The 24,581-nt window shown below is 65.6% G+C and carries 20 protein-coding genes; 10 read left to right on the plus strand and 10 right to left on the minus strand.

What is annotated here, in order from left to right; genetic code table 11:
• Nucleotides 1-4 precede the first annotated feature (4 nt).
• Nucleotides 5-1,294: an HlyD family type I secretion periplasmic adaptor subunit gene (locus tag IPM60_17425; GenBank protein ID MBK8909576.1), complete on the minus strand. Its 1,290-nt coding sequence runs from the start codon at nt 1,292-1,294 to the stop codon at nt 5-7.
• Nucleotides 1,291-3,042: an ATP-binding cassette domain-containing protein gene (locus tag IPM60_17430; protein ID MBK8909577.1), complete on the minus strand. Its 1,752-nt coding sequence runs from the start codon at nt 3,040-3,042 to the stop codon at nt 1,291-1,293. The genes IPM60_17425 and IPM60_17430 overlap by 4 nt, the downstream gene beginning before the upstream one ends.
• A 137-nt stretch (nt 3,043-3,179) precedes the next feature.
• Here IPM60_17430 and IPM60_17435 point away from each other — a divergent pair, with 137 nt between their 5' ends.
• Together IPM60_17435 and IPM60_17440 are read left to right on the plus strand one after the other, a co-directional pair.
• Nucleotides 3,180-5,480, plus strand: coding sequence for an adenylate/guanylate cyclase domain-containing protein (locus IPM60_17435; protein MBK8909578.1), 2,301 nt, complete (start codon nt 3,180-3,182; stop codon nt 5,478-5,480).
• A 3-nt stretch (nt 5,481-5,483) separates the two neighbouring features.
• Nucleotides 5,484-6,893: a hypothetical protein gene (locus IPM60_17440; protein MBK8909579.1), complete on the plus strand. Its 1,410-nt coding sequence runs from the start codon at nt 5,484-5,486 to the stop codon at nt 6,891-6,893.
• Here IPM60_17440 and IPM60_17445 read toward each other — a convergent pair.
• From IPM60_17445 to IPM60_17455, 3 genes are read right to left on the minus strand one after another with little or no spacing between them, the layout of a single operon-like run.
• Entirely contained in the window at nt 6,886-7,530 is a 645-nt protein-coding gene (locus IPM60_17445) for an SDR family oxidoreductase (GenBank protein ID MBK8909580.1), read from the minus strand. The two genes, IPM60_17440 and IPM60_17445, sit on opposite strands and share 8 nt — an antisense overlap.
• 55 nt (nt 7,531-7,585) lie before the next feature.
• Nucleotides 7,586-8,302: a methyltransferase domain-containing protein gene (locus IPM60_17450; protein ID MBK8909581.1), complete on the minus strand. Its 717-nt coding sequence runs from the start codon at nt 8,300-8,302 to the stop codon at nt 7,586-7,588.
• Nucleotides 8,303-8,329: 27 nt separating this feature from the next.
• Nucleotides 8,330-9,226, minus strand: a complete 897-nt coding sequence (locus IPM60_17455) for a GNAT family N-acetyltransferase (GenBank protein MBK8909582.1) — start codon at nt 9,224-9,226, stop codon at nt 8,330-8,332.
• A gap of 162 nt (nt 9,227-9,388) precedes the next feature.
• Here IPM60_17455 and IPM60_17460 point away from each other — a divergent pair, with 162 nt between their 5' ends.
• Entirely contained in the window at nt 9,389-10,357 is a 969-nt protein-coding gene (locus IPM60_17460; protein ID MBK8909583.1) for a flippase-like domain-containing protein, read from the plus strand.
• Here the strand turns inward: IPM60_17460 and IPM60_17465 are convergent.
• Nucleotides 10,318-11,271, minus strand: a complete 954-nt coding sequence (locus IPM60_17465) for a polysaccharide deacetylase family protein (protein ID MBK8909584.1) — start codon at nt 11,269-11,271, stop codon at nt 10,318-10,320. The two genes, IPM60_17460 and IPM60_17465, sit on opposite strands and share 40 nt — an antisense overlap.
• Nucleotides 11,272-11,304: 33 nt before the next feature.
• Here IPM60_17465 and IPM60_17470 point away from each other — a divergent pair, with 33 nt between their 5' ends.
• Nucleotides 11,305-12,414, plus strand: a complete 1,110-nt coding sequence (locus IPM60_17470; protein MBK8909585.1) for a glycosyltransferase — start codon at nt 11,305-11,307, stop codon at nt 12,412-12,414.
• A 21-nt stretch (nt 12,415-12,435) separates the two neighbouring features.
• On the opposite strand, the gene IPM60_17475 is transcribed toward IPM60_17470, so the two are convergent.
• On the minus strand, nt 12,436-15,114 hold the full coding sequence (locus IPM60_17475) for a GNAT family N-acetyltransferase (protein MBK8909586.1): 2,679 nt from the start codon (nt 15,112-15,114) through the stop codon (nt 12,436-12,438).
• Between the two features lie 154 nt (nt 15,115-15,268).
• Here IPM60_17475 and IPM60_17480 point away from each other — a divergent pair, with 154 nt between their 5' ends.
• Nucleotides 15,269-15,451 carry a DUF1289 domain-containing protein gene (locus IPM60_17480; GenBank protein ID MBK8909587.1) on the plus strand — a complete coding sequence of 61 codons (183 nt, stop codon included), beginning with the start codon at nt 15,269-15,271 and terminating at the stop codon, nt 15,449-15,451.
• Nucleotides 15,452-15,674: 223 nt separating this feature from the next.
• Here IPM60_17480 and IPM60_17485 read toward each other — a convergent pair whose 3' ends face one another.
• On the minus strand, nt 15,675-16,094 hold the full coding sequence (locus IPM60_17485) for a DUF2934 domain-containing protein (GenBank protein MBK8909588.1): 420 nt from the start codon (nt 16,092-16,094) through the stop codon (nt 15,675-15,677).
• A 135-nt stretch (nt 16,095-16,229) separates the two neighbouring features.
• On the opposite strand from IPM60_17485, the gene IPM60_17490 reads away from it, so the two are divergent.
• Together IPM60_17490 and IPM60_17495 are read left to right on the plus strand one after the other, a co-directional pair.
• Nucleotides 16,230-16,712, plus strand: coding sequence for an NUDIX hydrolase (locus IPM60_17490; GenBank protein MBK8909589.1), 483 nt, complete (start codon nt 16,230-16,232; stop codon nt 16,710-16,712).
• 100 nt (nt 16,713-16,812) lie between these two features.
• On the plus strand, nt 16,813-17,043 hold the full coding sequence (locus IPM60_17495; GenBank protein MBK8909590.1) for a hypothetical protein: 231 nt from the start codon (nt 16,813-16,815) through the stop codon (nt 17,041-17,043).
• A gap of 36 nt (nt 17,044-17,079) precedes the next feature.
• Here IPM60_17495 and IPM60_17500 read toward each other — a convergent pair whose 3' ends face one another.
• Nucleotides 17,080-17,808, minus strand: coding sequence for a hypothetical protein (locus tag IPM60_17500; GenBank protein MBK8909591.1), 729 nt, complete (start codon nt 17,806-17,808; stop codon nt 17,080-17,082).
• Between the two features lie 90 nt (nt 17,809-17,898).
• A complete protein-coding gene (locus IPM60_17505) occupies nt 17,899-20,475 on the minus strand; it encodes an EAL domain-containing protein (protein MBK8909592.1) in 2,577 nt (858 codons plus the stop codon).
• A 408-nt stretch (nt 20,476-20,883) separates the two neighbouring features.
• Here IPM60_17505 and IPM60_17510 point away from each other — a divergent pair, with 408 nt between their 5' ends.
• The 3 genes from IPM60_17510 (at nt 20,884) to IPM60_17520 (ending at nt 24,536) form a co-directional block, all read left to right on the plus strand.
• Nucleotides 20,884-21,900 (plus strand): crotonase/enoyl-CoA hydratase family protein, encoded by a 1,017-nt coding sequence (locus IPM60_17510; GenBank protein ID MBK8909593.1) that lies wholly within the window; start codon nt 20,884-20,886, stop codon nt 21,898-21,900.
• 280 nt (nt 21,901-22,180) lie between these two features.
• The gene (locus IPM60_17515) at nt 22,181-23,539 is read left to right on the plus strand and encodes an outer membrane protein transport protein (protein MBK8909594.1); all 1,359 of its coding nucleotides are present in this window, start codon (nt 22,181-22,183) and stop codon (nt 23,537-23,539) included.
• Between the two features lie 43 nt (nt 23,540-23,582).
• Nucleotides 23,583-24,536 carry an alpha/beta hydrolase gene (locus tag IPM60_17520; protein MBK8909595.1) on the plus strand — a complete coding sequence of 318 codons (954 nt, stop codon included), beginning with the start codon at nt 23,583-23,585 and terminating at the stop codon, nt 24,534-24,536.
• The last annotated feature ends 45 nt before the right edge of the window (nt 24,537-24,581 follow it).

A 24,581-nucleotide genomic window follows, 5' to 3' on the forward strand; every position in this document is an offset into this window, starting at 1 on the left:
TGCGTCAGCGCTCCCGAAACGCTTCGCTCCGGAGTTTGAGCACCGGGGTGATCAGGTAGCGCAGGACCGTCTTGGCGCCGGTGTGGATATCCACGGTGGCCTGCATGCCGGGGGTGATCGGCAGCCGGGCTTCGTCTTCGCCGAGGTAAGGCCGAACGGTCTCGACCACGACGCGGAAGTAGGAGAGGCCGTCGCCCGTGGTGCTGGCGTCGGGTGCCACGTGGACCACGGTGCCGTCGAGCCCGCCGTAGCGGACGAAGTCGTAGGCCGAAATCTTGACCGTGGCCGGCTGGCCCTCGCGGACATAGCCGCGGTCGGTCGGGCTGAGCTTGGCCTCCACCACCAGTTGGTCGCCGGTCGGGACGATCTCCATGATGGGGGCACCGGGGGCGACGACGCCGCCGATGGTGTTGGTACGCATGTTCTGGACGATGCCGTCGATGGGGCTGCGAATGTCGGCGCGGTCGCCTTGCTCGGTGGCTTCGGCCCAAAGCTCCTGCAGCCGGGCAAGGCTGTTCTCGGTCGTGATCAGATCGTCCTGGACTTGACGGCGAAAGCGGATCTCCACGTCGGCGATCTTTTGCGTGACCTCGGCAACGGCGGCGCGGGCGCGCGGCACGGCCGGAACGAGGCTTTGTTTCTCGCCCTCCAGCTCCTCGACCTCGGCGGCCAGTTGCAGGTGCTCCATGCGTGCCGTGAGGCCCCTGGACAACAGGCCGTGCGACAGGCGCAGGCGTTCCCGCGCCAGTTCCAGGTTCTTGCTCACGGCGCGGAGGCGCGCTTCCAGTTCCTCGACCTGCAATTCCCGCTGTTCGAGTTGGAAGCGCAGCACCGTCAGCGCCGACTCCAGCTCCTTGCGTCTCGCCTCGAACGCGGCACTCTCGGCCTCGGCCAGCGCCGGCTGGCGCTCTGCCGGTTCCGCCGGCAGCGCCAGCTCGCGCATCTCCACTTCCGCCGTCAACCGCGCCCGGCGCAGCGCTTCCCCGTCGAGCCGCGCCTGCAATTCGTCGCGGTTGACGCCGAGGGAGCCCAGGTTGAGCCTGACCAGCGCGTCGCCGGCCGCCACCTTGTCGCCTTCCCGGACATGAATGGCTTCGATCATCCCGCCTTCCAGGTGCTGGACGACCTTGACCCTGCCTTGCGGGATGACCTCCCCCGGCGCCACAGACACTTCGTCCAGCTCCGCGAACGCCGCCCACCCGGTCAGAGCGAGCAGCAACACCACAAGCGGCCACGCGACCCGCCGCCACGTCGGCAGCGGATGGTCCGCGAGCAGCGCGTCCAGGCGCGTCATTCAGGAGCGTCCGCGGCCTCGACCGCCGCCGAGGTTCCGGCGGCGGCCGATCGGGCGGTGCCCAACAGGCGCGGCAACACCTGCGCGGCCGGCCCGCTTAGCGCCACCCGGCCGTTGTGCATGCCGATCACGGTGTCGCAAGCCGCCAGCAACGCCGGGCTGTGTGTCACCATCACCACTGTCCGCTCACGCCCGATCCGCCGCACCGCTGCGCTCAGCGCCTGTTCCGCTTGGCGATCGAGGCTGCTGGACGGCTCATCCAGCAGCAGCACCGGCGGGTCGCCGAGCATCGCCCTGGCGATGGCGATGCGCTGGCGCTGCCCGGCCGACAACCGATGGCCGGCTTCGCCGACTTCGGTGGCGTAGCCCTCCGGCAGATCGGCGATGACCGCGTGCACGCCGGCCGCCTCTGCCGCGGCAGCGATCACGTCGTCCGCGGCGTCGGGTCGGCGGTGGGCGATGTTGTCGCGGATGGTGCCGGAGAACAGGGCGCACTCCTGGGGCACGTAGCCGATCCAGGCAGCGAGTTGCGCCCTCGTGAATTGGGCGATGTCGGCGTCGTCCAACAGGATCCGGCCAGCCGCCGGCGTGTACAGGCCCTGCATGAGCTTGAGGAGCGTCGTCTTGCCGCAGCCGTTGCGGCCGATGATGCCGTAGACGCCGGGAGCGGTCAGGGCGAGGTGCAGGGAGTCGATGACCGGCCGCGCCGTTGGCGCGAAGGTGAAGCTGACCGCTTCCACGCTGATGTTGCCCTTGGGTCGCTGGAGGGTGATTGCGGCCTCGCGGCGTTCTTCCGCCAAGGCGAACATTGCGCCCAGCCGCGTCGCGGATTCGCGGAAGCCGACGTATGTTCGCCACGAGCCGACCAGTTGCGTCAGCGGGCCGAGCATGCGGCCGCCGAGGATGTTGGCCGCAATCAACGCGCCGATGGTGAGTTGCTGGTTGATGATGGCGATGGCGCCGACAGCGGTCAGCAGCACCGTCGTCGCCATGGTCAGTGTGGTGCCGAGGCCGGCGTAGCCGTCAGCCCTGGCGCCGCGGATCAGGGCGCGCTCGATGGTGTCGGCCTGCTTCTCCTCCCACGCCGGCCGCATGACGGCTTCGAGCCCGAGCGCCTTGACGGTGGTGCGTCCGGCGACGAGTTCGGCGATCAGCCGGTCACGGGCCAGACCGGCGTCTTTTTCGCTGCTGCTGGCGGCGGAGACGGCGCTTCCGGAGCGCCAGGCGACCAACAAAAACACCGGCAGAACCGCTAACAGCACCCAGGCCACCGGCGGCGCGATGATGAAGGTGAGGGCGAGGAACAGCAAGACGAACGGCAGGTCGACGACGAGCACCGCGGAGGCGCCGGAGACCGTGTTGCGTACCACGTCCACGTCGCGAAACAGCGTCTGCCAGTGCGATGTCGCTTGCGATTCCAGGGTGCGCAGCGGCAGGGCCATCAGCTTGTCGAACAGGCGCCTGCCGACGATGACGTCGGCGCGCAGGGCCACCGTCTGCATGATCCGTGCCCGGGACTGGCGAAAGACGAAGTCGAAGGCGATGACCACGACCATCCCAACCACCAACCCCTGCAAGGTGCTGAGCCCGGCGTGGAACACCACCCGGTCGTACACCTGGAGCACGAACACCGGAACAGCCAGGGCGAGGACGTTGATGCCTGCCGACAGCACCAGTACCTCGCGGAAGGTCGGCGTCAAGGTGCGAAGGAAGGGGCGGAGCCAGGTACTCGAATGGGGACCGGTCATGCCCCACAATATACATGATGAAAAGCCTCGGCTCCAGTCTCGTCATGGTTGTCGTGGCGGCCTGGGATTGCCGCAACGTCTGTGTTGGTCCATGGTCTTGCCTGTACCGTTCAGTCCCTGGATGCTCCGGCTCAATCATGCCGAACCTGCTTCGCCTTCGCCGTCGCGCGTCTGATGCGCCTCGTCCGCGCGCCGGCGGCGGCCGCGAGCGGTGGATCGGGCTGGCGCTGCTCGGGATGCTCGTGGCTGCCTATGCCGCGGATCTCGGGCCGATCACGACTCTCCGGGCTAAGTTGTTCGACGTGATGCAGGCGGCCCGGCCGCGCGCCGTCACTCAGCACCCCGTCATCATCGTCGACATCGACGACGACAGCCTCGCCGTCCATGGACAATGGCCGTGGCCGCGCACGGTGCTGGCGCGGTTGGTGGAGCGGTTGACGGAGATGGGGGCCGCGCTCATTGGGTTTGACATCATATTTCTTGAACCCGATCGCCTTGATCCGGGCAGGCTCGCCGGATCCCTTGATGGTCTCGATGCGGAGACGCGGGCGCGCCTGCAGGCGATGCCCGATAACGACGCGGTTTTCGCCAACGCCATCCGTGCGAGCCGCGTGGTGCTCGGCCGCGTTGCGGCAACGCGGGCTGCGGCCGATCCGTTCTTGTCGGAGTCTTCCGAGCCAAGCCCTTTGCCGCCGCTGGCGTCGAGGATTGCCGTCCGGCGATCCGAAGGGGTGCCCAGCTTGGCGAGATTGTTCGTGGACGCGCCGGTACTGCTCCGCAACATCCCGGAACTGGAAGCGGCCGCGGTCGGGCATGGGCTGTTCAGCCTGTTTCCCGAGGCGGACGGAATCGTCCGCAGGGTGCCGATGGCCGTCGTTCACGATGGCGATCCGCATCCGACCCTGGCCCTTGAGATTCTTAGGGTTGCATTCGGGCAGGACAGCGTTGTGGTCGAGATGGATGCAGCCGGCGTTGCGGCGGTGCGCATCGCTGCGGGCATGGTGATCCCGACCGACCGCCTCGGCCGTGCCTGGCCTTATTTTTCCGGACCTGATCCGTCCCGCAGCGTATCGGCTCACGAAGTGCTGTCGGGCACGGTCGACCCGGCGCGCATCAGGGACCGCCTGCTGCTGATCGGCACGTCTGCCAGCGGCCTCCTCGACATGTGGTCGACGCCGGTGGAGCCCGCGGCTTCCGGCGTCGCGATCCACGCGCAACTCATCGAGAACGCGCTGGCGGGCACCTTCCTGCACCGGCCGCGGTTCGCCAAGACCATCGAGCTAGCGCTCTTGGTCGTCGGCGGCGGACTCATTCTCTGGCTGATCCCGCGGCTCGGCGCCGGCTGGACTCTGGTCCCGTTCGTGCTGCTGACCGGGGGCGCCATCGCCGCATCGTGGACGCTGTTCAGCGTCTATCGCGTGCTGATCGACGTGGGCTTCGCCGTCATCGCCATGCTGCTATTGTTCACCGTTCTCAGCGTCGCGGGCCGGGCCCGCGAGCAGGCGGGCCGCCGCCGCATCCGCACCGCGTTCTCCCGCTATCTGGCGCCGGCCATGGTCGAACGCTTGGCGGAAAATCCGCAAGGACTCCGCTTGGGCGGCGAGACTCGAACCATGTCGATTTTGTTCTGCGACGTGCGCAACTTCACCGCCATTGCAGAGGCGTCCCGGCGCGACCCGGAAGGCCTGACGCGGCTGATCAATCGGGTGTTGACGCCGCTCACCGAGGTCGTCCTGGCTCGACACGGGACGGTCGACAAATACATCGGCGATTGCCTCATGGCGTTCTGGAACGCCCCCCTGGACGACTCGGACCACGCGCGCCATGCCTGCCTGGCGGCGTTGGAAATGCAGGCGGCGATGCACAGGGTCAACGAAACGCCAGGTCGAGAGGTGACGGATTCCGGTCCGCCCGGTCCGCTGGCGGTCGGCATCGGCATCAACACCGGTGCCGTGGTGGTCGGCAACATGGGTTCCGATCAGCGCTTCGACTATTCAGTGCTGGGTGACGCCGTCAATCTGGCGGCGCGGTTCGAAGCACTGTCCAAGGACTACCGGCTCGGCATCATTGTCGGCGAAGAGACCCGGCTGGCGGCGGAAGATCTGGCGTTCCTCGAAGTGGATTGGGTGCAGGTGCGCGGCCGCGGCGAAGCGTCTCGCATCTTTACGGTCGTGGGAGATGAGGAGGTTGCGTCGACAGCAACGTTCCGTAGCCTTGCCGATTCCCATGCGCGGCTGTTCGCGGCCTTTCGGCAGCAGCAGTGGCGTCAGGCGCTGGAGATCCTCGAAGCCTGCCGGCAAAGCACGGACGGCTGGCCCATCGCCGGGCTCTATGATGTCTACGAGCAGCGCCTGCAGGCACTGGCCTCCGATCCGCCCCGACCCGACCGGGACGGCGCCGGGGATGCAACACCCGAAACATCCCACAAGAGCGGATAGAGGGTGGCGCGGTTGACGCAACGTCTGCTTGGCGACGCTCCTGTCGCCGCCCACGCCGCGGCGGCGTTGATGGTGGCGGCGCTGGTGACGCTGCTGCAGGTTCTGCGTCTGGATCCGGTGGTGCCGCTGGCCGATGCCCACGGGTACGGGTCGATCGCGCTCGACTTGCATCGGTACCACACCTTCACCGACGGCTCCGAACTGTCGCCGTGGCCGCAGCCGGAACCGCCGCCCGGCATGTTCGTGGCGCCGTTGTATCCGTCCCTGGTCGCCGGCGTTCTGGCCATGGATCTCGACAGCGCCGACCGTCTCGCCTGCATGCTTGAGCACCGTGCGCGGGCGGTCGAGGCCGGGTGTGACCTCGACCTCGGCCTTCTGGTCTCGGTGCAGGCCGCGTTGGCCACGATCTCGGCGTTTCTGGTGTTCGTCGCCGGCAGTCTGGTCTGCGGCTCGCTCGCCTGCGCCTGGCTGGCGATGCTGCTGGCGCTCGCTACCGGCGAGTACGCGCTCTATGCCGTCCAGATCCTCACTGAAAACCTGATGTTTCCGCTGTTCACCGGGTTTGCCATCGCTGCGGTTCTTGCATGGCGGCGGCCGACGGTGGTGCGATGGTTGGCGGCCGGGCTGCTGGTCGGCCTGGCGGCGCTGGTTCGGCCCTCGTTCGCCTACCTGTTCTACGCCAGCGTCGTGTTCGCGTTCGTCGGACTCGTGGTTCGCGGGCGTGGCCGCGTCGGTCGCACCGCGCTGATGACGTCAATGCTGGCGCTGGGCTACGGGATCGTGGTGGCGCCGTGGGTCACGCGCAACGTCATGCTGCTCGGCGTCGCCGACATTACGGCGGGATACGGCGGCCATGAACTGGCGCTGCGCCTGTCCTACAACGCCATGACATGGCAGGAGTGGCTGGTGGCGTTCGTCTACTGGCTCCCCGGCTTCGGCGACAGCCTGGCCGCGACGCTGTTCGACCCCGACTTGTACGAGCGCTTGGCGTTCGACCATCTCGACGGCTATTACCGCATCGGCCAAACGTTCTACCGCAAGACGCTCGCTGCGGCCGGCCGCCCCGAGGCGCACGTCGCCTATCTGGTGCAAACCTTCATGCTTGCCGAGCCCATCAAGCACGTGATGGTGACGTTCGCCCTTTTGTGGCGCGGGCTATGGGTCGCCAAGGAGTGGGGTCTGGTCGCATTCGTCTGCTTCGTGCCGATGGCGGTGGTCGCGGTGCGGCGCCGCTGGAGCGAAGCGATCGTGTTCGTTCTGCCGCCGTGGTTCATGGCCGGGTTCCACGCCTTCGTTTCGGTCAGCGTCGTCCGCTACAATCTGATTCTCATTCCGTGCTTCGCCATCGCCATGGCCTGGGCGATGCTGCTGCTTGCACGCGCCGTGCGGTTCCTGCTCTCGAAGGTCAGTTGATCAGCAACGGTGTTTGGTGAAGGTAGCGGTCGTTGTCGATCTGCTTCACGAGAAAATCCGCAACGTCGGCCCGCGAGATGGCGCCGGCCCGCCATGACCGCGGATCGCACAGCACCTGATAGGCGCCGGTGTGAGCACCATTGGTGAGCAGCCCCGGGCGGGCGATGATCCAGTCGAGGCTGCTGTTGCGGATGATCCGCTCCTGCACGTCCTTGTCGTCGTACGCGCGCTTGAGCACGATCGGAAACACGATGGTGTTGTAAATGAAGCCGCCCTTGCCGCGGCTGTCGCCGGCGCCGAAGCCGGTGACGCAGATCAGCCGTCGCACGCCGGACTCGGTCATCGCCTCGACCAGCACCCGTGTCGCCGTGGAAAACAACCGCACCGGCTTCAAGATGAAGTCAAGGCCCGCCGTCACCCCCAGGGACTGGATGACCACGTCGACGCCGCTCAGCGCGCCCGCCACCACGCTGCGGTCGAGCGCGTCGCCCGACACCTTTTCGAGCGCCGGGTGGTGTACGGGTATTCCGTCGGCCGTTCGCGCCAGGGCCCGAACCCGATGGCCGGCCTCCAGGGCCTGCCTGACGGTCTCGAGGCCGATCCCCTTGCTTGCGCCGACGACAAGAACCGTGGTCATCGGACCACCTCCATCGTTGCTCTGCATCAAGAGTTGCGAGCCGGGGCGATCGTCTTCAAGGGATTTCGCCCGCTTTGCGCAAGACGACCAGAAAGCCCGTGCCGAGGACTCCGGCGGCGACCCCCCGCCGATCTTCGAACAGTTGGCGGAACGGCGGAAAGATCGCCCCGGCTTTTTCGATGCCGAGGCCTGCACGCTGCGCCATCGCAGCGACATTCTCGAACGGGTGCTCGTTGAGCGGAACCCGCGGGCGGCCCAGCGCGTCGGAGATGCGAAGCGCGAGCCGGTGCAACGGCGCCCGGTGGTTGCGCCACACCAGGATCAGCCGGCCCCCCGGCGCGGCGATGCGGGCGAGTTCGCCGAGCAGCGCAGCGACCTGCTCCCGCTCGCACTGCTGCAGGAATTCGATGCAGGTGATCGTCTCGAACGTGTCGTCCGGGAACGGCAGCGCGAAGGCGTTGCCGCGCACTGCACGCAGGCCGTTGCGGGCGGCGCCGCGGCAGGCGAGGGCGTTGTAATCTACACCGAAGACTTCGAAGGCACGCGCCGCCAGCGGCAGGGTCACCAGCCCGAATCCACAGGCGACATCCAGGACCCGCCCGGGCCGGGGGCCGACGAGATCGAGGATCAAGCGCCGTTCCTGGCGAAACCAGAACGGCGAGACGTAGCCCGAGGCCCGCGGATCATCAACACCATAGCGCGACGACCACGTGTCGTAGACGCCGTCCGCGCCGCCGTCTGGCGCTTCGTCCTGGCGGGTGTCGCTGTTCATGGTGAGCCTCTGGTATTCCGTTCTCATTTAAAGGTCGGCGAGGTGGCGAGTGAGCCAGCCGCCGGCAGGCCGCGCCACGGTTGCCGGCAGATGGCGCCATACGCGCGTCGCCCAGCCGTATTTCTCGTAGATCCGGATCGGCGTCGGGGCCAGCAGCGCGATCGGCACCGGCGTGCAGCCCCATTGACTCTTGAAGCGCCAGGTGGGACTCGCGTAGGGCGAGCGGCCGAAGTCGAGGATGTCGCAGCCGGAGGCGCGTGCCGCCGCAATCGCCCGCCAGTAGAGCAGGTGGTTCGGCGATTGTGCAAAAGCCGCCGGGTCGGCGGCCATCCACGGCACCCACGCCAGCCCGCCGTCCAGGATCAGCACCATCCCGGCGACCGGTCGCCCCTGGAGCGACAGCATGATGAAGCGGGCGTCGATCGCGGCGTGGTCGGCGAGCGCGGCGAACAGATGCGCTGGAAGCGCGGGAATGCCGTGTCGTCGTTGCAAAGTGTCGGCGAGAAAGCGATGAAGGCGCAACGCCAGGACGGAATCGTCGGCCTCTTCGACCGTGTAGTCGGCCCGCCACGCCTGCTTGAGCTTCCGGCGGCACGCGGGCTTGATCACCCGTGTCAGAATGTGCTCCTCATCGTGCCCGGCCAACGCCAGGCGGGCGGCCACCGGGTGATTTGGTTCCGGATCGCAAGCGGTCGAGTTCAGCACGCGGATGAGGTAGGGGTGTCGGCCCGCATCGTGAACGAGCTCATCGACCTCGGACATCGACACGTCCGTGTAATTGAGCAGCGGCAGGTACGACAGGACGAAACGTCCCGGCACCAGCGACGGAACCCGGACGAACCGTCCGGCCGCGCGAAGCCTCAGCCCGCAGATGACAAATTCGCGCCAGGCGGCCGCGAAGCCGGAGCTGTGCGGCCGGTGCATCCTTGCTCGTTGTGTGGGCGGGAAGGGCGGGTGCCGCATGCAGCATGCTTTAGCGGAGCGAACGCATCCGGACAACCGCGACAGCGGCGGCTTTGTTAGCCGGCGAAGCGGGGGAGCATGGACCAGGGGCTAGAGCGGCGATCGGCGGTTTGGATCTGGGGGGTGTCGATCCTCGTGTCCGGCGCAGCCTTGGCCTGGGTCCTCTCGCAACTTGACCTCTCCGACCTCGCGCGGGTGCTGACGAACGTCAAGCCCGGCTTCATGACCTTGGCGCTTGCCGCCTTGGTGACGGAAACGGTGCTGGCGTCGGTGCGTCTGCGGGTGCTGCTCGCGCCCCGACCCGCGGCGGGATTCGCCGACTGCGTCAAAATGACCAGCCTCCATGGCGTCTACCTGGTGCTGCTGCCGGCTCGCATCGGAGAACTGGCGTACCTTTTGCTGCTGAACCGCATCGCTCGGCAGCGGCTCGGTGCCGCAGTCGGAAATCTGGTGTATCAGCGTCTTTCCGACACGGTGGTGTTGGCCGTTCTATTCCTGTCGACGGTGCTGTTGGCCTTCATGGAGCACGCCCGATCGATCGTGCTGTGGTTCATCATCGCCGGCGGCAGCGCGGCCGTCCTGGCGTGCTGGCTCAGCCTGCCCCGCCTGTTGACGATGGTCAGCGTGATCTGCCTGCAGTGGTTCGGACGGCGGGCGAGGCTGGCGCGGACGGTGGTGCTGCTCGCGCTGCAGGCCAGCCGCTGGTCGCGGCGGATCATGCGCATCCAGGTGCGTCTTTCGGTCCTTGCCCTGACCTTTGGGGCATGGCTCGCGGCGGCGGCAACCGTCGTCTGTTTGTTTCACGCCTTCAATGCCGCGCTCGACTGGGAGCAGATGGTTCTGGCGGGCATAGCCGTCCAGGTGATCGGCGCAATCCCTGTCTACACGGTCGGCGGCCTCGGGGTCGCTGAAGCAGGGTTGGCCGGGGTGCTGATGGCGTTCGATGTGGAGACGGCACGAGCGGTGACTTTGGCGCTTGCGGTGCGCCTCGCCCTGGTGTTGGGGCAGGTGGCGGTGCTGGCGCTGGTTTTCCCGGTGGCCGCGGCGGCCGGTCACCTTGCTCCGGCGTCCGGGGCCCGGCCCGGCACATAGTCCGGCGCATCTGCGAATTCCCCGGCGGCGATGCGCTCTGCCAGCGGCGGCGCTGCGCCGTCTGCCAAGACCGCCCGCAGCCGCTCGAAGGTGCGGCGGCGATTGAGGGACAGGAGCAGCGACGCGACGCGTCCGGCGCCGGCGAACCGCACCAGCCCCTCCTCGGCGTCCACATCGTATGGGTGGCAGTAGGTCCACAACCCCGTCCCCGCCCGCCGCCGCAGCAACGCCTGCAGGCCCTGGATCGGCAGATAGCGCAGGTAGATGCCGCCGAGGAAGGGGAACACCAGCGGGCCGAGGCGCGCCACCGGGCAGGGAAGTTCGACGAGACCGCTGATCCAGCGGAACGGGTGTGGCGGCGCCATCGGATCGCCGTAAAGGGGACTGGCTGCCGGCATCACGCTCGACGAGTAGTGAAAGCCGAGGTCGCGGAGGACACCCGCCGCCCACGGCGTCCGTGGTGTCATCGAGAACACCGGCGCGCGGAACCCCACGACCGCGACGCCTGCGATGTCCTCAAGCATGGCCTTGGCAGTCGCCGTATCGGCGCGGAAGGCCGACTCGTCTGCTTGGTCAATGGGGCGGTGATCCAGGCTGTGGCAGGCGACCTCATGGCCGTGCGCCGCGGCGGTACGGATCAGTGCCGGCTGCGCGCGGGCGACGCGGCCCACGGCGAACACCGTGCCACGGACTTGCATCGATTCGAGAAAGTCCAGGATGCGCAAGGTGTTTGCGACAACGCGTGAAGCGCACGCGGCGGCGTCTCGGTGGTACTCGAGATCGAGAGTGAACGTTACGGCAGGGTGACCCCGCGCACTTTCGGTTGACGAAGCTTGCGGTGCAAAAACGCCAGCTTGCGGAGAGCCCGCGTTTGCCGGAGAATGATGTTGGGAGGAAAAACCACACGCACTCATGGACGTTCAAGACTTGCGAGACGTAAGGCAATGATGAGAACGGGTCATTATCCGTCCCGCGGATTGTCCGATGTCGAACTGCCGCCGCTGCTGGAGCCACCGGTCATTGCGGTTGTTGTGCCTTGCTTCCGGGTCAGGAACACGATTGTTCAGATCCTAGCGGGTATCGGACCGGAAGTGGCCTACATATTCGTGGTGGATGATTCTTGCCCCGAGGACAGTGGCGGGCTCGTCTGCGCGACGTGCAGCGATCCTCGGGTCACGGTGCTTCGGCATGATCGCAACCAGGGCGTGGGCGGCGCCACCATCACCGGCTATCGCGCCGCGATGCAGACGGACGCGACCATTGTCGTCAAGCTCGACGGCGACGGCCAGGCAGATCCTGCGCTGATCGCGGCGATCGCCAATCCGATCAGCCGCGGCTGGGCCGATTATGTCAAAGGCAACCGCTTCTTCAGTCCCGACGACCTTGTGGAGATGCCCCGCAAGCGTCTGATTGGCAACGCGATGCTGTCGCTCATGACCAAGCTGTCGTCCGGCTACTGGTCGGTCATGGATCCCACCAACGGCTTCACGGCCGTGTCCACCCGAGTGCTGCAACTCCTCCCGCTCCACAAGGTAAGTCGGCGTTACTTCTTCGAGAGCGACATGTTGTTTCGCCTGAACACGATCCGCGCCGTGGTTCAGGATTTTCCGATGCGCGCCTGCTACGGCGGAGAGGTCAGCAACCTGCGCATTCGCCAAGTCTGGCCGTCGTTCCTGGTGGGCCACGCCAACAACACCGTGCGGCGGATCATTTATGGCTATTTCCTCCGGGGCTTCTCCATCGCGTCGATCGAGCTGGCGCTGTCGTTTCCGCTCGTGACGTTCGGGACAGTTTACGGCGTTCAACAATGGATGGCCCACGCCGCCCTCAACATCGTCACCCCGGCCGGCACGGTCATGCTCGCCGCCTTGCCGATCATCCTCGGTGTTCAATTCCTTCTGGCTTTCCTCAGCCACGACATTTTCGCCGAACCGCGGGTGCCATTGGTGCGGCTGATCCACCGCTCGGTCACGGCGACTTTTGAAGTTGACGCGACCTCCTTCGATCAGCCGGTGTATCCAGCAGCCGACCAGGTGTCGCTGGAACCGAAGGCCTGAAGGTCGCATCGCCCGGGCGGCTCAAAGGTCCAGCGTCACCTCGACGATGTCGTCTTCCAGAATAGACCGGCTTTTGAAGCCCATGCCGGTCACCATGGACAACATGCGGAAGTTGTCGCGCAGCACTTGGCCGACGATCTGCCGCGTGCCACGGCTGCGGCAATAGTGCACCATCTTGTCCAGCAGCTTCCATCCGAGCCCCTGTCCCTTGACGTCGGAGCGCACGAGAATGGCGTATTCGGCGGTCTCGTTGTTGGGGTCGGTAACGGTGCGCACCACGCCGAGAGTATCCATGCCGACGCCGGTTCCGGCCGGCGCGGTCGCGATGAACGCCATCTCCCGGTCGTAGTCGATCTGCGTCAATCGCGCCATCTCGGTATGGGGGAGCCGGCTGATGGACCCGAAAAACCGCAAACGGATGTCTTCCGGACTCACCCGCGACAGAAACTCGTAGTGTGCGGGTTCGTCTTCAGGCCGGATCGGCCGCAGCAGCACCCGCTGCCCGGACGGCAGCACCAAGTCCTCCTCCAACTCCTTCGGGTAAGGGCGGATGGCCATGCGCCGGTCCGCTTCGGCCGAAACGGAAGCCACGCGGAGTCGCTGCTCCATGGCGACGACGCCCTGATCATCGACGAGGAGGGGATTGATCTCCAGTTCGACGATCTGCGGGAGATCGACGATGAGTTGGGAAATCTTGACGAGGGTCAGGCACAACGCCTCCATGTCGGCGGGAGGCACCTCCGCGCTGCCCGCCAGAGTGGCAGCAATGCTCGTGCGCGAAATCAACTCCTGCGCAAGGTTCATGTTGAGGGGGGGCAGCGCAACGGCGCGGTCCCCGGACAGATGCCCGGCGAGACCGCCTTGGCCGAAGACGATGACCGGGCCGAATACCGGGTCGCCCGACATGTGGATGCGCACCTCGCGGCCGTAGCGGCGGAGCGGCGACCGCTTCACCAGCAGCCCCGCCGGCGATGCCCCCGGGTGTTGGCGTTGGAAGGCCGCCAGCAAGGCTTTGCCGGCGCGCCGCACCGACGCGCGGTCATTCAGGTAGGACGACACCCCCGGCGGCTCCAAACCGGCCGCATCCTCTCCGGCCAGCACCCTCAAGAACACGGGAAAGCCTAACTGCTCCGCCCGTTCTGCGGCTTCGGCCGACGTGGCGGCAACGGCAGTCTTCGCCAGCGGGATGCCATACGCCGCCAGAATGGCGCCGGCGTCGGCTTCGTCCACATCCACAGGGCCCGACGTCAGCACGGCCGCGATTTTCCGGCGCGCCAAGTCGGTGTCGGGGGTGAACTCCAGCGGTGTCGAGTCCGGCGTCTCCATCAGGATCTCCTGATTGCGCCGGAAGCGCACCATGTGCATGAACGCGTCAACTGCCTGGGTCGGCGTATCGTAGGTCGGCACACCAGCCGCGGCAAACCGTTGCCGCCCGGCTTCGGCCGTTTGGCCGCCCATCCAACTGGTCAGGACGTTTATGCGGCTGCTTTTCGCCACGCGCGCGATGGCCTCCGCCGCATGAACGCTGGACTGGGTTCCCGTCGGGCTGTGGAGAACCATCAAAGCGTCGACCTCTTTCGCGTCGAGCAGAATGCGCGCCGCCGCTTCGTAGGTCTGGTACGGAGCATCGGTGGCAATGCTTACCGGGTTGTTGCGGTAACCCCCATTGCCCACCACACGCTCAAGCTTGCCGATGGTGTCGCACGACAGTTCGGCGAGATGCCCGCCTTTGGTCGCCAGCGTATCCGCGGCCATGATCGCCATGCCGTAGCCATTGGTGAGAATCGCCAGCCTGTCGCGTTTGAGTGGCCGCACCCGCGCCAACGTCTCCACCGCCGCAAACAGCTCTCCGAAGCTGTACACGCGCAGAATGCCGGCGCGGCGAATGGCGGCGTCATAGACATCGTCGGCGCCTGTCGGCGTACGCGAGCGGAACTGGGAGACGCGCTGGCCCTCCGGCGAGCGCCCGGCCTTGATCACGATGATCGGCTTATTGCGGCTGGCGCCGCGCGCCGCCGACATGAAAATTCGGCCGCGGCTGATGTTCTCCACATAGAGGAGAATGGCCCGCGTCATCGCATCGCTGCCGAGGTAGTCGAGCACGTCGGCCACGTCGATGTCGATGGCATCGCCCAGGGAGACGAAGTGGGAGAACCCGATATCACGGCGCCGGGCCCAGTCGAGGACGGAGGAGCAGATGGCTGCGGATTGCGACACGAAGGCAACGCCGCCTGTTTCCGCCGGCAGGTGACCGGTGCTGGCGTTGAGTCCGATATGCGGCACCATCAGGCCCATGCAATTTGGCCCGAGAACGCGCATGCCGAATGGCTGCGCCGCGGACCGGATGGCGTCGTGGAAGCCGCGCCCGTGCGGGTCCTCGGCAAAGGCGTCCGTCGGCGACAGCACGATCGCCGCACGCGTTCCGCGTTCGCCCAGTTGACGGAGGCTGGAGGGAACCTCTGCGGGGCTAACGCTAAGGATTGCCATGTCCGGGGTGAGCGGCAGCTTGGCGATCCCAGGATAGCACAGCACGCCCGAGATGGCGACATGGCGGGCGCTGACCGGCATCACCGGCCCCTGGAACTGTCCCTGCAGCAGGTTGCGCATGACCCGGCTGCCCGGGTTGTCCGCGTCGGCGGATGCACCGATAACCGCCAGCGAGCGAGGGTAGAACAGCTTGTTTAAATTGCGAATCGGCATGGAGGAGACGATGCGTCACCGGCAATTGGAAGCACAAGGCAGCGGTCGCGACCATCTTACCCATGGCTTGATCCCAGTCTAGAGGTTATGCTGCACTGCAGCAACTGAAGTAGAAACCGGGCTTGACGGCAAAGGCACAGGGGTCACTAAGGCGTTGAATTCACCTTGTATCGGGGTTTGCGAGATCGACGGCGAAACCGGGTTCTGCCGTGGCTGCTATCGGACGGTGGATGAGATTGCGGCTTGGCGCGATGCGAGCCCTGACGTCAAGGAAGGCATACTCGCTCACACCGCCGCCCGGCGGACCGGCCGGGGCACCCGCGACGGGGACGGATGATGCGTGCCGGCCCTGAGCCAAGAAGGTGAGGGCTTAGCTCTGACGCATCAATGCGTCCGCTTCGAAAACGACAACCTCACCCTTCGACACGCTCAGGGTGAGGTACTGGTTTGAACGGCGGAAACGTGGTGAACCGAAAGGCGAGCCAGCAAAAACAGTATCTTATGCTGAGCTTGGCTGAAGCATAGGCCCCCTCGCAGCATGAGCGCGCCGTACGCGGCAGTTACGACTTTTTCGTCGTTGCTGTTTTCTTGGGTTTGCTGGAAGCTTTCGTCGCAGTTTTTTCGGCCGGCGTTGCGCTCTGCTTCTTGTCTGCGCCCGCAGCGGATGCCGTTTTCTTGAGAGTCTTGTCGGTTTTGCCGGATTGCTTCTCGGACGCGCCGGACTTGACCGGCTTTTTCTGCTCGGCCGACGACGCGGGCTTTCCGGTCGGCTCCTCCTCATTCTTCGCAGGTTCGTGCCGCGCCGACGGCATCATCGCTTCGGTCGCGACCTGCATGGTCTTGAACACTTGCTGCTCCGCCTCGACCCAGAACTGCATCGCCATGCCTACCGGCCGCCCGGCCGCTTCCCACATGAAGTAGGCCACTTCGCGGACGCGATGCTGAAAATCCTGAGACATCTTCTGGATGTCGTTGCTCATGATGGTTACCTTTGCTGCATCAACTTACAACCTGCGGCAACTTAATGCAGGCTGGCGTAAGCCTGCACCAAAAATTGTTGGAAGCCCTGTTATTTTGTTGCAAGAAGGCTGAATCGCGTGGCGGCCCATGACCTGATGCGACGGCTGTTTCAGCGATTCTGCGGGAGGACAGCACCGCGCTGCCGGTCGGAGGACCAGGATGAAGGCGGAGTTCCGCAATCGGCGGTGCTCGCCTACCGCTGGCGCCAGCGCGAGCCCGAGGTGATTCTGGTGACGTCACGAAGCACCAGGCGCTGGGTTCTCCCGAAAGGCAACCTCGAGCCAGGGATGACGCCGGCCGAATCTGCGGCCAAAGAGGCCTTCGAGGAAGCGGGCGTGCTGGGAACGACGGACGCCCGCTGCATCAGCACCTACACATACGTGAAAGCCGACGAGAGCGCCGGCCGGCGAAGGTGCCACGTCCAGGTCTTTCCCATGCTGGTGCAGACCGTGTGCGAGGACTGGCCGGAACGGAAGCAGCGGGATCGTGTCTGGATGACGCCGGAGCAGGCTGCGCGGCGGGTCGACGAATCGGAGCTGAAGGCGCTGTTGATCGACTTTCGTCGCCATCTGCAGTGAGGATTCGAACAACGGGGCCTCTTGTCGGCGACGATTTGAATTCCCACACTCACGCAAAATTACTGTGAAGAATCGCGGCGGGATCGACAGAGGCAACGTCATGGCGGGTGGAACGGGCACGGAAAGAGGCATCGTCTGGCGGCAGCCCGATGGCGCCGTCGTATCCTGCGAGGAGAAGCTCAAGGTTCTGAACGAGAATTTGGAAGAACTCCGCCAACAATGTCAGGACGCCTTCGAAGATGCGCTCCTGATGGGGTGCGACGAAGCACAGGTGCGCAGCGTGTTCGCGGCGCTCTTGGACTCCATTCACAATCCCTACCGCAAGGATTGATTCCCGCAGCGTCGGAGCCAGCGGTGTGGGTGGCGCTTACGGATAGCGGCATACCTGCCCCGTCACCTCCACGTAGCCGCGCGCGCCGGCGGCGAGGTTAAAGCGGTATTCCTGATCGGCGACGACAAGCTGCAGGTTTAGTGGCAAGACGCCGGAGAACTCCCATTCCTTGCCGCTGATGTGGGTGATGCGCACCTGGATCGGCTCCGCCGTGTCGAACCAAGCTTCGATGTTGCCGGCGGCGTCGCGGGCGGTGGCGCCGGTAGCCCGGACGATCAGCGTGCCGTTCGCGAACCGGGTGGAATCGGCGGCTCCCCTATTGAGCGGCGTCGGGATCACGAAACGCTTGGTCTCCGGGTCATCCGTGCATTCGTCCTCTTTCCGGGCAGCGTCGATGACGAAGCTCAAGCGTTCGCTGGGAACGCCGGCGTCGAGCTTGGCACGAACCAGGTCGAACAACTGCTTGAGGTCGCCGGCCGGGACTTCCCGTTGATAGCGCTGACGCCATTCCTCCGCATGGGCGCGGGCTGCGGCGACCTCCGACTGCTGTTCGGCATCGCGCTCGCGGAGGTCGGCCACCGTCGTCGACAGAGTGTCGATCTCCCGCTCCAGGCGCGTGACCTCCGTGCCGGCGAGCCGTGCGCCCTCGTCGTATGCCCAGTAGCCGGCGAGGCCGATCAAGCCGAGCGCCACGATCCACTTAAACAGGGTCCAGCGCATGCGCCGCCGGCGCCGCCGCCTGTCTTCCCCTAACCCAAAAGCCATACTGCCTTCCGTCTCCGTCGGATACGGGCCGCATCATTACCCGGTCAGGGACTCAAAGTGAAGGGACTGGCGCCCATTGCAGGTGAACGCTCAGCGGCCTCTGGCTTTCATCGGCACGGCGGGAAGGCTCTGAAGGCGTCCGCCGCCGGCCGCTGCAGTGCCATTGTGCGTGCTTACCGCGCGCTCGAACTCCTCGGCCGGCAAGGGCCGGCTGAACAGGAAGCCTTGCCCCATGTGGCAGCCGTGCGCCTTCAGGAACTGCAACTGATCTTCGGTTTCAATGCCTTCCCCGACAACCTCCACCCCCAGCCGGCAGGCCATGGCGATAATCGCTTCGACAACGGAAGCGTCGCCCGCATCCGCCGGAACGTCGGCGACGAACGTCTTGTCGATCTTGAGCGTCGTGACGGGATACTGCGACAGATACTTCAGGCTCGAATAGCCGGTGCCGAAGTCGTCGAGGGACAGGCGGACGCCTTGTGCCGCCAGCTCGCGCAAATTGTTCTTGGTTTGCGGCAGCTCGTCCATCAGGAGCCCCTCGGTGATCTCCAACTCGATCGCTTGGTTGTCGATCCCGTGCCTGTGGAGGGTTTCGCTCAAGGTGTTCAGCAGGTCGCGGCCGCGGAACTGGCGGCTGGAGATGTTGACGGCAACGCGCGGTGCCGGGAAACCCCGGCGCTTCCAGTCGGCGATCTGGCGGCACGCCGTGTCCAACACCCACGCGCCGATCGAGACGATCAGGCCGGTATCTTCGGCGAGCGGAATGAAACGTTCCGGCTCAACCGAGCCGAGTACCGGGTTGACCCATCGCAGCAGAGCTTCCGCGCCGACCACCTCCATGGTGCGCAGATCGTAGATCGGTTGATAATGGAGGCAAAGTTCATCGCGCTCCAGCGCGCGGAGCAGGTGACTTTCGAGCCGCATCCTCTCCACGGCGCGACGGTTCAGATCCGTCGTGAAGTACTGGAACGTGTTGCGCCCTTGTTCTTTGGCGCGATACATCGCCGCGTCGGCGTTCTGCATGAGGAGATGAGCGTGCGATCCGTCGTCGGGGGCGACGGTCACCCCGATGCTCACTGTTACGAACGCCTCGTCGGCCCCCAGTACGAATGGGGTCGCGAACGCGTCGATAATCTTCTGGATGACTGGTTCCGCCTGATCGGCCGAGGACAGCTTCGGCAGGATCACGGTGAACTCGTCGCCGCCGAGGCGGGCGACGGTATCCTCGGCGCGGACGCATCCAGTCAGCCTGTCCGCCGCCATCTTGAGCAGCATATCGCCGGTGGCGTGGCCGAGCGTGTCGTTGATTTTCTTGAAGTTGTCCAGATCGAGGAACAGAACGCCGACCTTGTGATCGTGGCGGGTGGCGCTGAGGATCGCGCCACGAAGGCGGTCGAGAACGAGAACTCGGTTGGGCAGGCCGGTCAGAGCGTCGAAGTTGGCTTGGCGCTCGAGTTGGAACTCGTATTCCTTGCGCAGCGTGATGTCGGCGACGGTGAACTGATAGGCCGTCTCTCCTTGCCACGAGACCCGCTGCACCTGTGCCTCGTTCCAGATCAGCGTGCCGTCGCGGCGGAGGCCCTGCACCTCGTAGCGGATCGGCGCTGTCTTCCCGGCATTCCGGTTCGCCCGATAGCGCCGGACGCGGTCCCGTTCGCCCGGTGCATAGAGTACATCCAGCGTCGGCAGGGCGAGGATCTCGGCGGGGCTGTCGTAGCCGAAAATCGAGGCATACTGTTGGTTGGCGAATAGTGGCTTGCCGTCGCGCTTGATGACGATGCCAAGCAGGGAGCCTTCCACGAGCGCACGAAAGCGCTGCTCGCTCTCGCGAAGAGCTTGTTCACCATGCTTCCGGTCGGTGATATCGATCGACACAGTCACCACTTGCGGAGAGTTGCCGTCTTCTGCATTCAACGGCGCCTTGGTGGTCAGAAACACCCGCTTCCGTCCCTGGATATCCGTGATGGTTTCCTCTACGTCCGTGAGCGTCCGATCCTGCGCCAGGACAGCGCGGTTAAGGGCTTCGTGCCGATCGCCGTAGTCGGGATCGAACACCTCGTTCAATGTCTTGCCGGCGACGTCGTTGACGGCCAGCCCGAAAACCTGCTCATGGTATTCGTTGAGCAGGGTGATCACCGCGGTCTCATCGGCGGCCCTGATCAGGGCCGGAACGGTGTTGACGATACGCCGGAGATTGCGCTCCCGCTGCTGCAGCTCTTCCGCATGGCGGCGGAGCGCGGCCGCCAGCTGCGTTTCCAGGGAGGAGGCGCGGTTGCGCAGCGTCTGTTGCTGGGCGCGGAGTGTGAGCAGGTGGCGCGCGCGGATGCAGAATTCGCGGGGGTCGACCGGGCTCAGAAGGAAATCACTGGCACCGGCGTCGAACGCTCGGTAGCGGCATTCCTTGTCCTCGAACGCCGTGACCACGACGATCGGGATGTCGGCGCCGACCGGCGATGCGCGGCAGCGGTAAATGAGTTCCTCGCCGGACATGCCGGGCATCACATAATCGGTTACGATCAGATCCGGTCGGTCAGCCGGGAGTGAGTCCAGCGCATCGGCGGCACGACAATAGGTGCGGACGACCACTCCCTCTCCTAGCTGCTCGGCGCAGCTTCTCAGGATCCTGAGGTTCAACGCGCGGTCATCGACGATGACAACGACTGGCATATCCTGTCCCGCTTTCTACGAGGCACCCGTCTTGCACGAACGCCACGGCTCCCCATTCGGGATTACTGCCTTTCTCGTTCGACGATCAATTAATATTAGATGGGAGCCGATGTTCGTCTGCATCTTCGCCTATCAGAACCGATCATGGAGCAGCGTATCCAAATAAGTGTCCTGTAATACAGATCATGCTTTCCGTTCAGCCGGTGGTGCTTGCTCAGCACGAAGCAAGAACGATTGTTGTCGGACATCGAAATCAACACACACGGTATAGCGGCATAAACGTCGTGCTTCATCAACGCATTTTTGTGGTGTACCCCGTCTGGGTGTAGGATGAGCATGCTAATGCCAAAGTACCCTCGGTGCAACGTTACCGAACAGCAACTCACCACAGCGACGGGAAATGAAATCATGCACGTACGGCCAGAGATGAGGGCGGACGCCCTGAGAACTGCCACCGCCACCGATCTTCGGTGGACGATCGGATCGCCGGCAGCGGCGACGGCGGCGATGCCGCACCCGCTGTTCGACGCTCCAATGACACCGTATGAAGGAGACGATCAGCCCGAGTGGCTGGCGACGCCGGAGCCACTCACCGAACTGGTCGTGGATTACGAACGTCAAGGGCGGCTGTTATGGTGGAGGATGGCGCCGACGGGGCGCCCGAGTTTTACCGAAAGCCTGCTCGCCGACATGCACGCGTTCGGCGACGGGCTGGAGGCGGCGTTCCGTCGCGACGGCGCGGGGGCCGTTCATCCTCTGCGCTATTTGGTTCTCCGCTCCCGCCTGCCCGGCATTTTCAACCTCGGCGGCAATCTCGCCCTGTTTCTGGACTTGATCGAGGCGGGCGATCGCGCGCGCTTGACGGACTATGCCCGCGCCTGCGCCGGTGGCCAGCACCGGATCGCGGAGCGGTTCGGTCTGCCGGTGTGCACGATCGCTCTGGTTCAGGGGGATGCACTCGGCGGCGGATTCGAAGCAGCCCTCGCCAACGATGTCATCATTGCCGAGCGCAGCAGCAAGTTTGGTCTGCCGGAGGTCTTGTTTGGCTTGTTCCCGGGTATGGGCGCCTACAGCTTCTTGTCCCGGCGTCTCAATGCGACCGCGGCAGAGCGCATCATCCTGAGCGGCCGCATCTATACAGCGGAAGAGCTCCATGACATGGACATCGTTGACGTAGTCGCCGAGGATGGTGAGGGAGTCGATGCGGTCTACGACTTCGTCGCCCGCAATGACCGGGTGTGGGGAGCGAAGCAGGCGCTACTCAAGGCGAAGAAAATCGTCCAGCCAGTTCCGCGGGCGGAACTGATCGACATCGTCGATTTGTGGGTGGAAACGGCGATGGCGCTGTCGGATGCGGATCTGCGGCGGATGCGGCATCTTGTTAAGGCACAAGACCGTCGCCGGGCGAGACGGCACGCGCACTGAGCAAGGACACGCTCGCGGGACACCCGAATCCATATGAACACCATCCGGCGCAAGCCTGTGGAACGGATCGCACCATGACATCGACGTGATGTAGCCGCGCAACGGTTTGCCGGGCATTGCGGCAGCCGTGGCGATGTCCGCATGCGGGCAACAAAAATCCTTGCGCCAACAGGCGCCTTGCGCCTTGTCGCCGTTGCGCTCATCCTCCAAACTCTGCCCGTTTTGGGGGACGAAGCGATCGCCCGTCGGTTCTCTAGCCGACCTGAGTCTGGAGGGTATAGTGCTGCAGCGCAATATTGGCATGAGTGTGGCGGTCGTCGGTTTCGGGATCATCGCGATTGCGTCGTTGGCGACGGGGCCAGCATGTGCTGCGGGCTTCGCGATACGCGAACAAAGTGCGACGGCGCTCGGCAACGCCTTTGCAGGCAGCACGGCGGGCGCCGAGGATATCACGTACAGTTATTTCAACCCGGCGGCGATGGCGCGCCAGCCGGATAGCGCCGTGGCGGTCGTGGGCAGTTATATCATGCCGCGTTCGGAATTCACTGGATCCGCGTCGAGCACCGTGACCGGAACCCCGACCGGAGGCGGCGACGGAGGCGATGACATCGCCGTCGATGCTCTAGTCCCGGCAACATTCGCAATGTGGGCGGTGCAACCGAGCCTGCGGCTGGGACTGGCGGTCAACGTGCCGTTCGGGCTGGAGACCGACTATGACGACGGCTGGCGCGGGCGCTATCATGCGCTCCGCTCGCGGCTCCGGACCGTAACCGCGACGCCGATGGTGTCATACCAGGTCAGCGACATGATCGCCCTCGGCGCCGGGATGCAGATCCAGTACATCGACGCCAAGCTCAGCAACGCCGTCGATTTCGGTACCATCGGGGCATTGAGCGGCATCCCGGGCGCCGTCCCTGCGGCGCAGGACGGATCTGCCGAGGTCAACGGCGACGACGTCGCGGTCGGCTTCAATCTCGGGGTGCTGGTCGAGCCGTGGGAGGGCACGCGCTTCGGCGCGGCGTTCCGCTCGAAGATCGATCATGAGCTGGAAGGCGACGCCGATTTCCGCTTCGACAGCGCCGGCGTCGGGGCCGCGCTCTCGGGCGCGACCGGCCTTTTTGTGGACACCGGCGCGAAAGCCAGCGTGACGACACCGGAGATGGTATCCTTCGGCGTGCATCAGGACATCGACGCCCGCTGGTCGGTGATGGCGGAAGCGGCGTGGACGCGGTGGAGCCGGTTCGAGGAGTTGCGGATCCGCTTCGACAATCCAGCGCAACCGGACAACTTTACCGAGCAGGACTGGGACGACAGCTGGTTCTTCGCCGCCGGGGTCACGTTCAGGCCTGATAACCGATGGGCTCTGCGCGCCGGCTTGGCCTATGACCAGACGCCGATCCCTGATGACCGGCGGACACCGCGGATCCCGGCCAGCAGCCGCACCTGGCTCTCCGTCGGCGCCTCGTTTCAGCCGCTCGACAGCCTGCAGGTCGGCATCGGCTACACCCACCTGTTCGTGGACGACGGCTCTATCGATCTCGCCGCCGGCGATCCCGGCAACACCTTCCGTGGCAACCTTTCCGGCGAGAGCGAGAACGCCGTAGACATCTTCACGCTGCAGCTTTCGTGGGCGTTCTGATGACGACGCGGGCGCTGGCTACTTCGGATGCCGGGGTCGGAGCGTGACGCAAGACAGCGAGTTGCTCGCCCTGTTGCGGGACGTCGGCAGCGACGAGACGCAAGCCGTTGAAAGCCGCGTCGACGAGGCGAGCTTCCGGCGCTTTCTCGCCGCCGACTGGAGCGGGATGCCGCGAGCCTCGACGTTCGCGACGCGGGATGGAGCGTCGCTCGCGTACCGCCACTGGCCGGCGGACAGCGATCGCGCCCTGGTTCTGGTGCACGGCTCGGCCGGCCATGGGGGGCACCTGCACGTCCTGGCACGGGCCATCGCCGCGCGCGGACTGGCCCAGGTTTACGCGCCGGACATGCGCGGCCACGGGCTTTCATGCCCCGGCCCCGCCGTCTCCTACGCGCAGCAGATGCGGGACGACATCGGCGATCTGGTCGCCCGTGTCCGGGAGCGCCAGCGCCCGTCCGCCATCATACTCGGAGGCCATTCGGCGGGTGGCGGTCTCGTCGTCCGTGTCGCCGCCAGCGACATTGCCAGCGACGTTGCCGCCTACCTGCTGTTGGCGCCGTTCCTCGGTGCGCGGGCGCCGACCACGCGACCGGGCCTCGGCGGCTGGATCCGTCCTTTTCCCAAGCGCATCGCCGCCCTCAGCGCGCTGAACGAACGCGGCATCCCGTGGCTGAACCAAGTCCCCGTGCTGGAGTTTAACCAGCCGCTGGCGGCGCGCGACGGGCGCGAAACGCTGTCATGGCCCTACGCAACAATGATGGCGTTCGATCCCGGTTCCTGGAAGGCCGGGCTCGCGGGCATGCGCGGCGACCAGTCGGTTTTGGTGCTGGTCGGCGCCCGCGACGAGTGCTTCCTGCCGGAAGCCTACGCCGAGACCGTCGGCGGACTCGTCTCACACGCCCGTACCGAGATCATCGGCGAACTCGGGCATTGGGACCTGCTTGTCATGGGCGACGTGATCGACCGGGTGACGATTTGGCTCAGTCGGCTCCCCTGACACTGATCGCGGCGGCGGAGTTTTATCGTGTTGTTCTTCAAACCG

Source organism: Rhodospirillales bacterium (assembly GCA_016710335.1).
Lineage (GTDB): Bacteria > Pseudomonadota > Alphaproteobacteria > Rhodospirillales > Defluviicoccaceae > JADJXQ01.

Coding starts and splice junctions, on each gene's coding strand:
- IPM60_17490 (MBK8909589.1), top strand. CDS start 16,230: ATGCGACGGCTGTTTCAGCGATTCTGCGGGAGGACAGCACCGCGCTGC.
- IPM60_17445 (MBK8909580.1), bottom strand. CDS start 7,530: ATGACCACGGTTCTTGTCGTCGGCGCAAGCAAGGGGATCGGCCTCGAG.
- IPM60_17485 (MBK8909588.1), bottom strand. CDS start 16,094: ATGAGCAACGACATCCAGAAGATGTCTCAGGATTTTCAGCATCGCGTC.
- IPM60_17505 (MBK8909592.1), bottom strand. CDS start 20,475: ATGCCAGTCGTTGTCATCGTCGATGACCGCGCGTTGAACCTCAGGATC.
- IPM60_17510 (MBK8909593.1), top strand. CDS start 20,884: ATGCACGTACGGCCAGAGATGAGGGCGGACGCCCTGAGAACTGCCACC.
- IPM60_17425 (MBK8909576.1), bottom strand. CDS start 1,294: ATGACGCGCCTGGACGCGCTGCTCGCGGACCATCCGCTGCCGACGTGG.
- IPM60_17430 (MBK8909577.1), bottom strand. CDS start 3,042: ATGACCGGTCCCCATTCGAGTACCTGGCTCCGCCCCTTCCTTCGCACC.
- IPM60_17435 (MBK8909578.1), top strand. CDS start 3,180: ATGCCGAACCTGCTTCGCCTTCGCCGTCGCGCGTCTGATGCGCCTCGT.
- IPM60_17470 (MBK8909585.1), top strand. CDS start 11,305: ATGAGAACGGGTCATTATCCGTCCCGCGGATTGTCCGATGTCGAACTG.
- IPM60_17500 (MBK8909591.1), bottom strand. CDS start 17,808: ATGGCTTTTGGGTTAGGGGAAGACAGGCGGCGGCGCCGGCGGCGCATG.
- IPM60_17465 (MBK8909584.1), bottom strand. CDS start 11,271: ATGAGTGCGTGTGGTTTTTCCTCCCAACATCATTCTCCGGCAAACGCG.
- IPM60_17450 (MBK8909581.1), bottom strand. CDS start 8,302: ATGAACAGCGACACCCGCCAGGACGAAGCGCCAGACGGCGGCGCGGAC.
- IPM60_17495 (MBK8909590.1), top strand. CDS start 16,813: ATGGCGGGTGGAACGGGCACGGAAAGAGGCATCGTCTGGCGGCAGCCC.
- IPM60_17455 (MBK8909582.1), bottom strand. CDS start 9,226: ATGCACCGGCCGCACAGCTCCGGCTTCGCGGCCGCCTGGCGCGAATTT.
- IPM60_17475 (MBK8909586.1), bottom strand. CDS start 15,114: ATGCCGATTCGCAATTTAAACAAGCTGTTCTACCCTCGCTCGCTGGCG.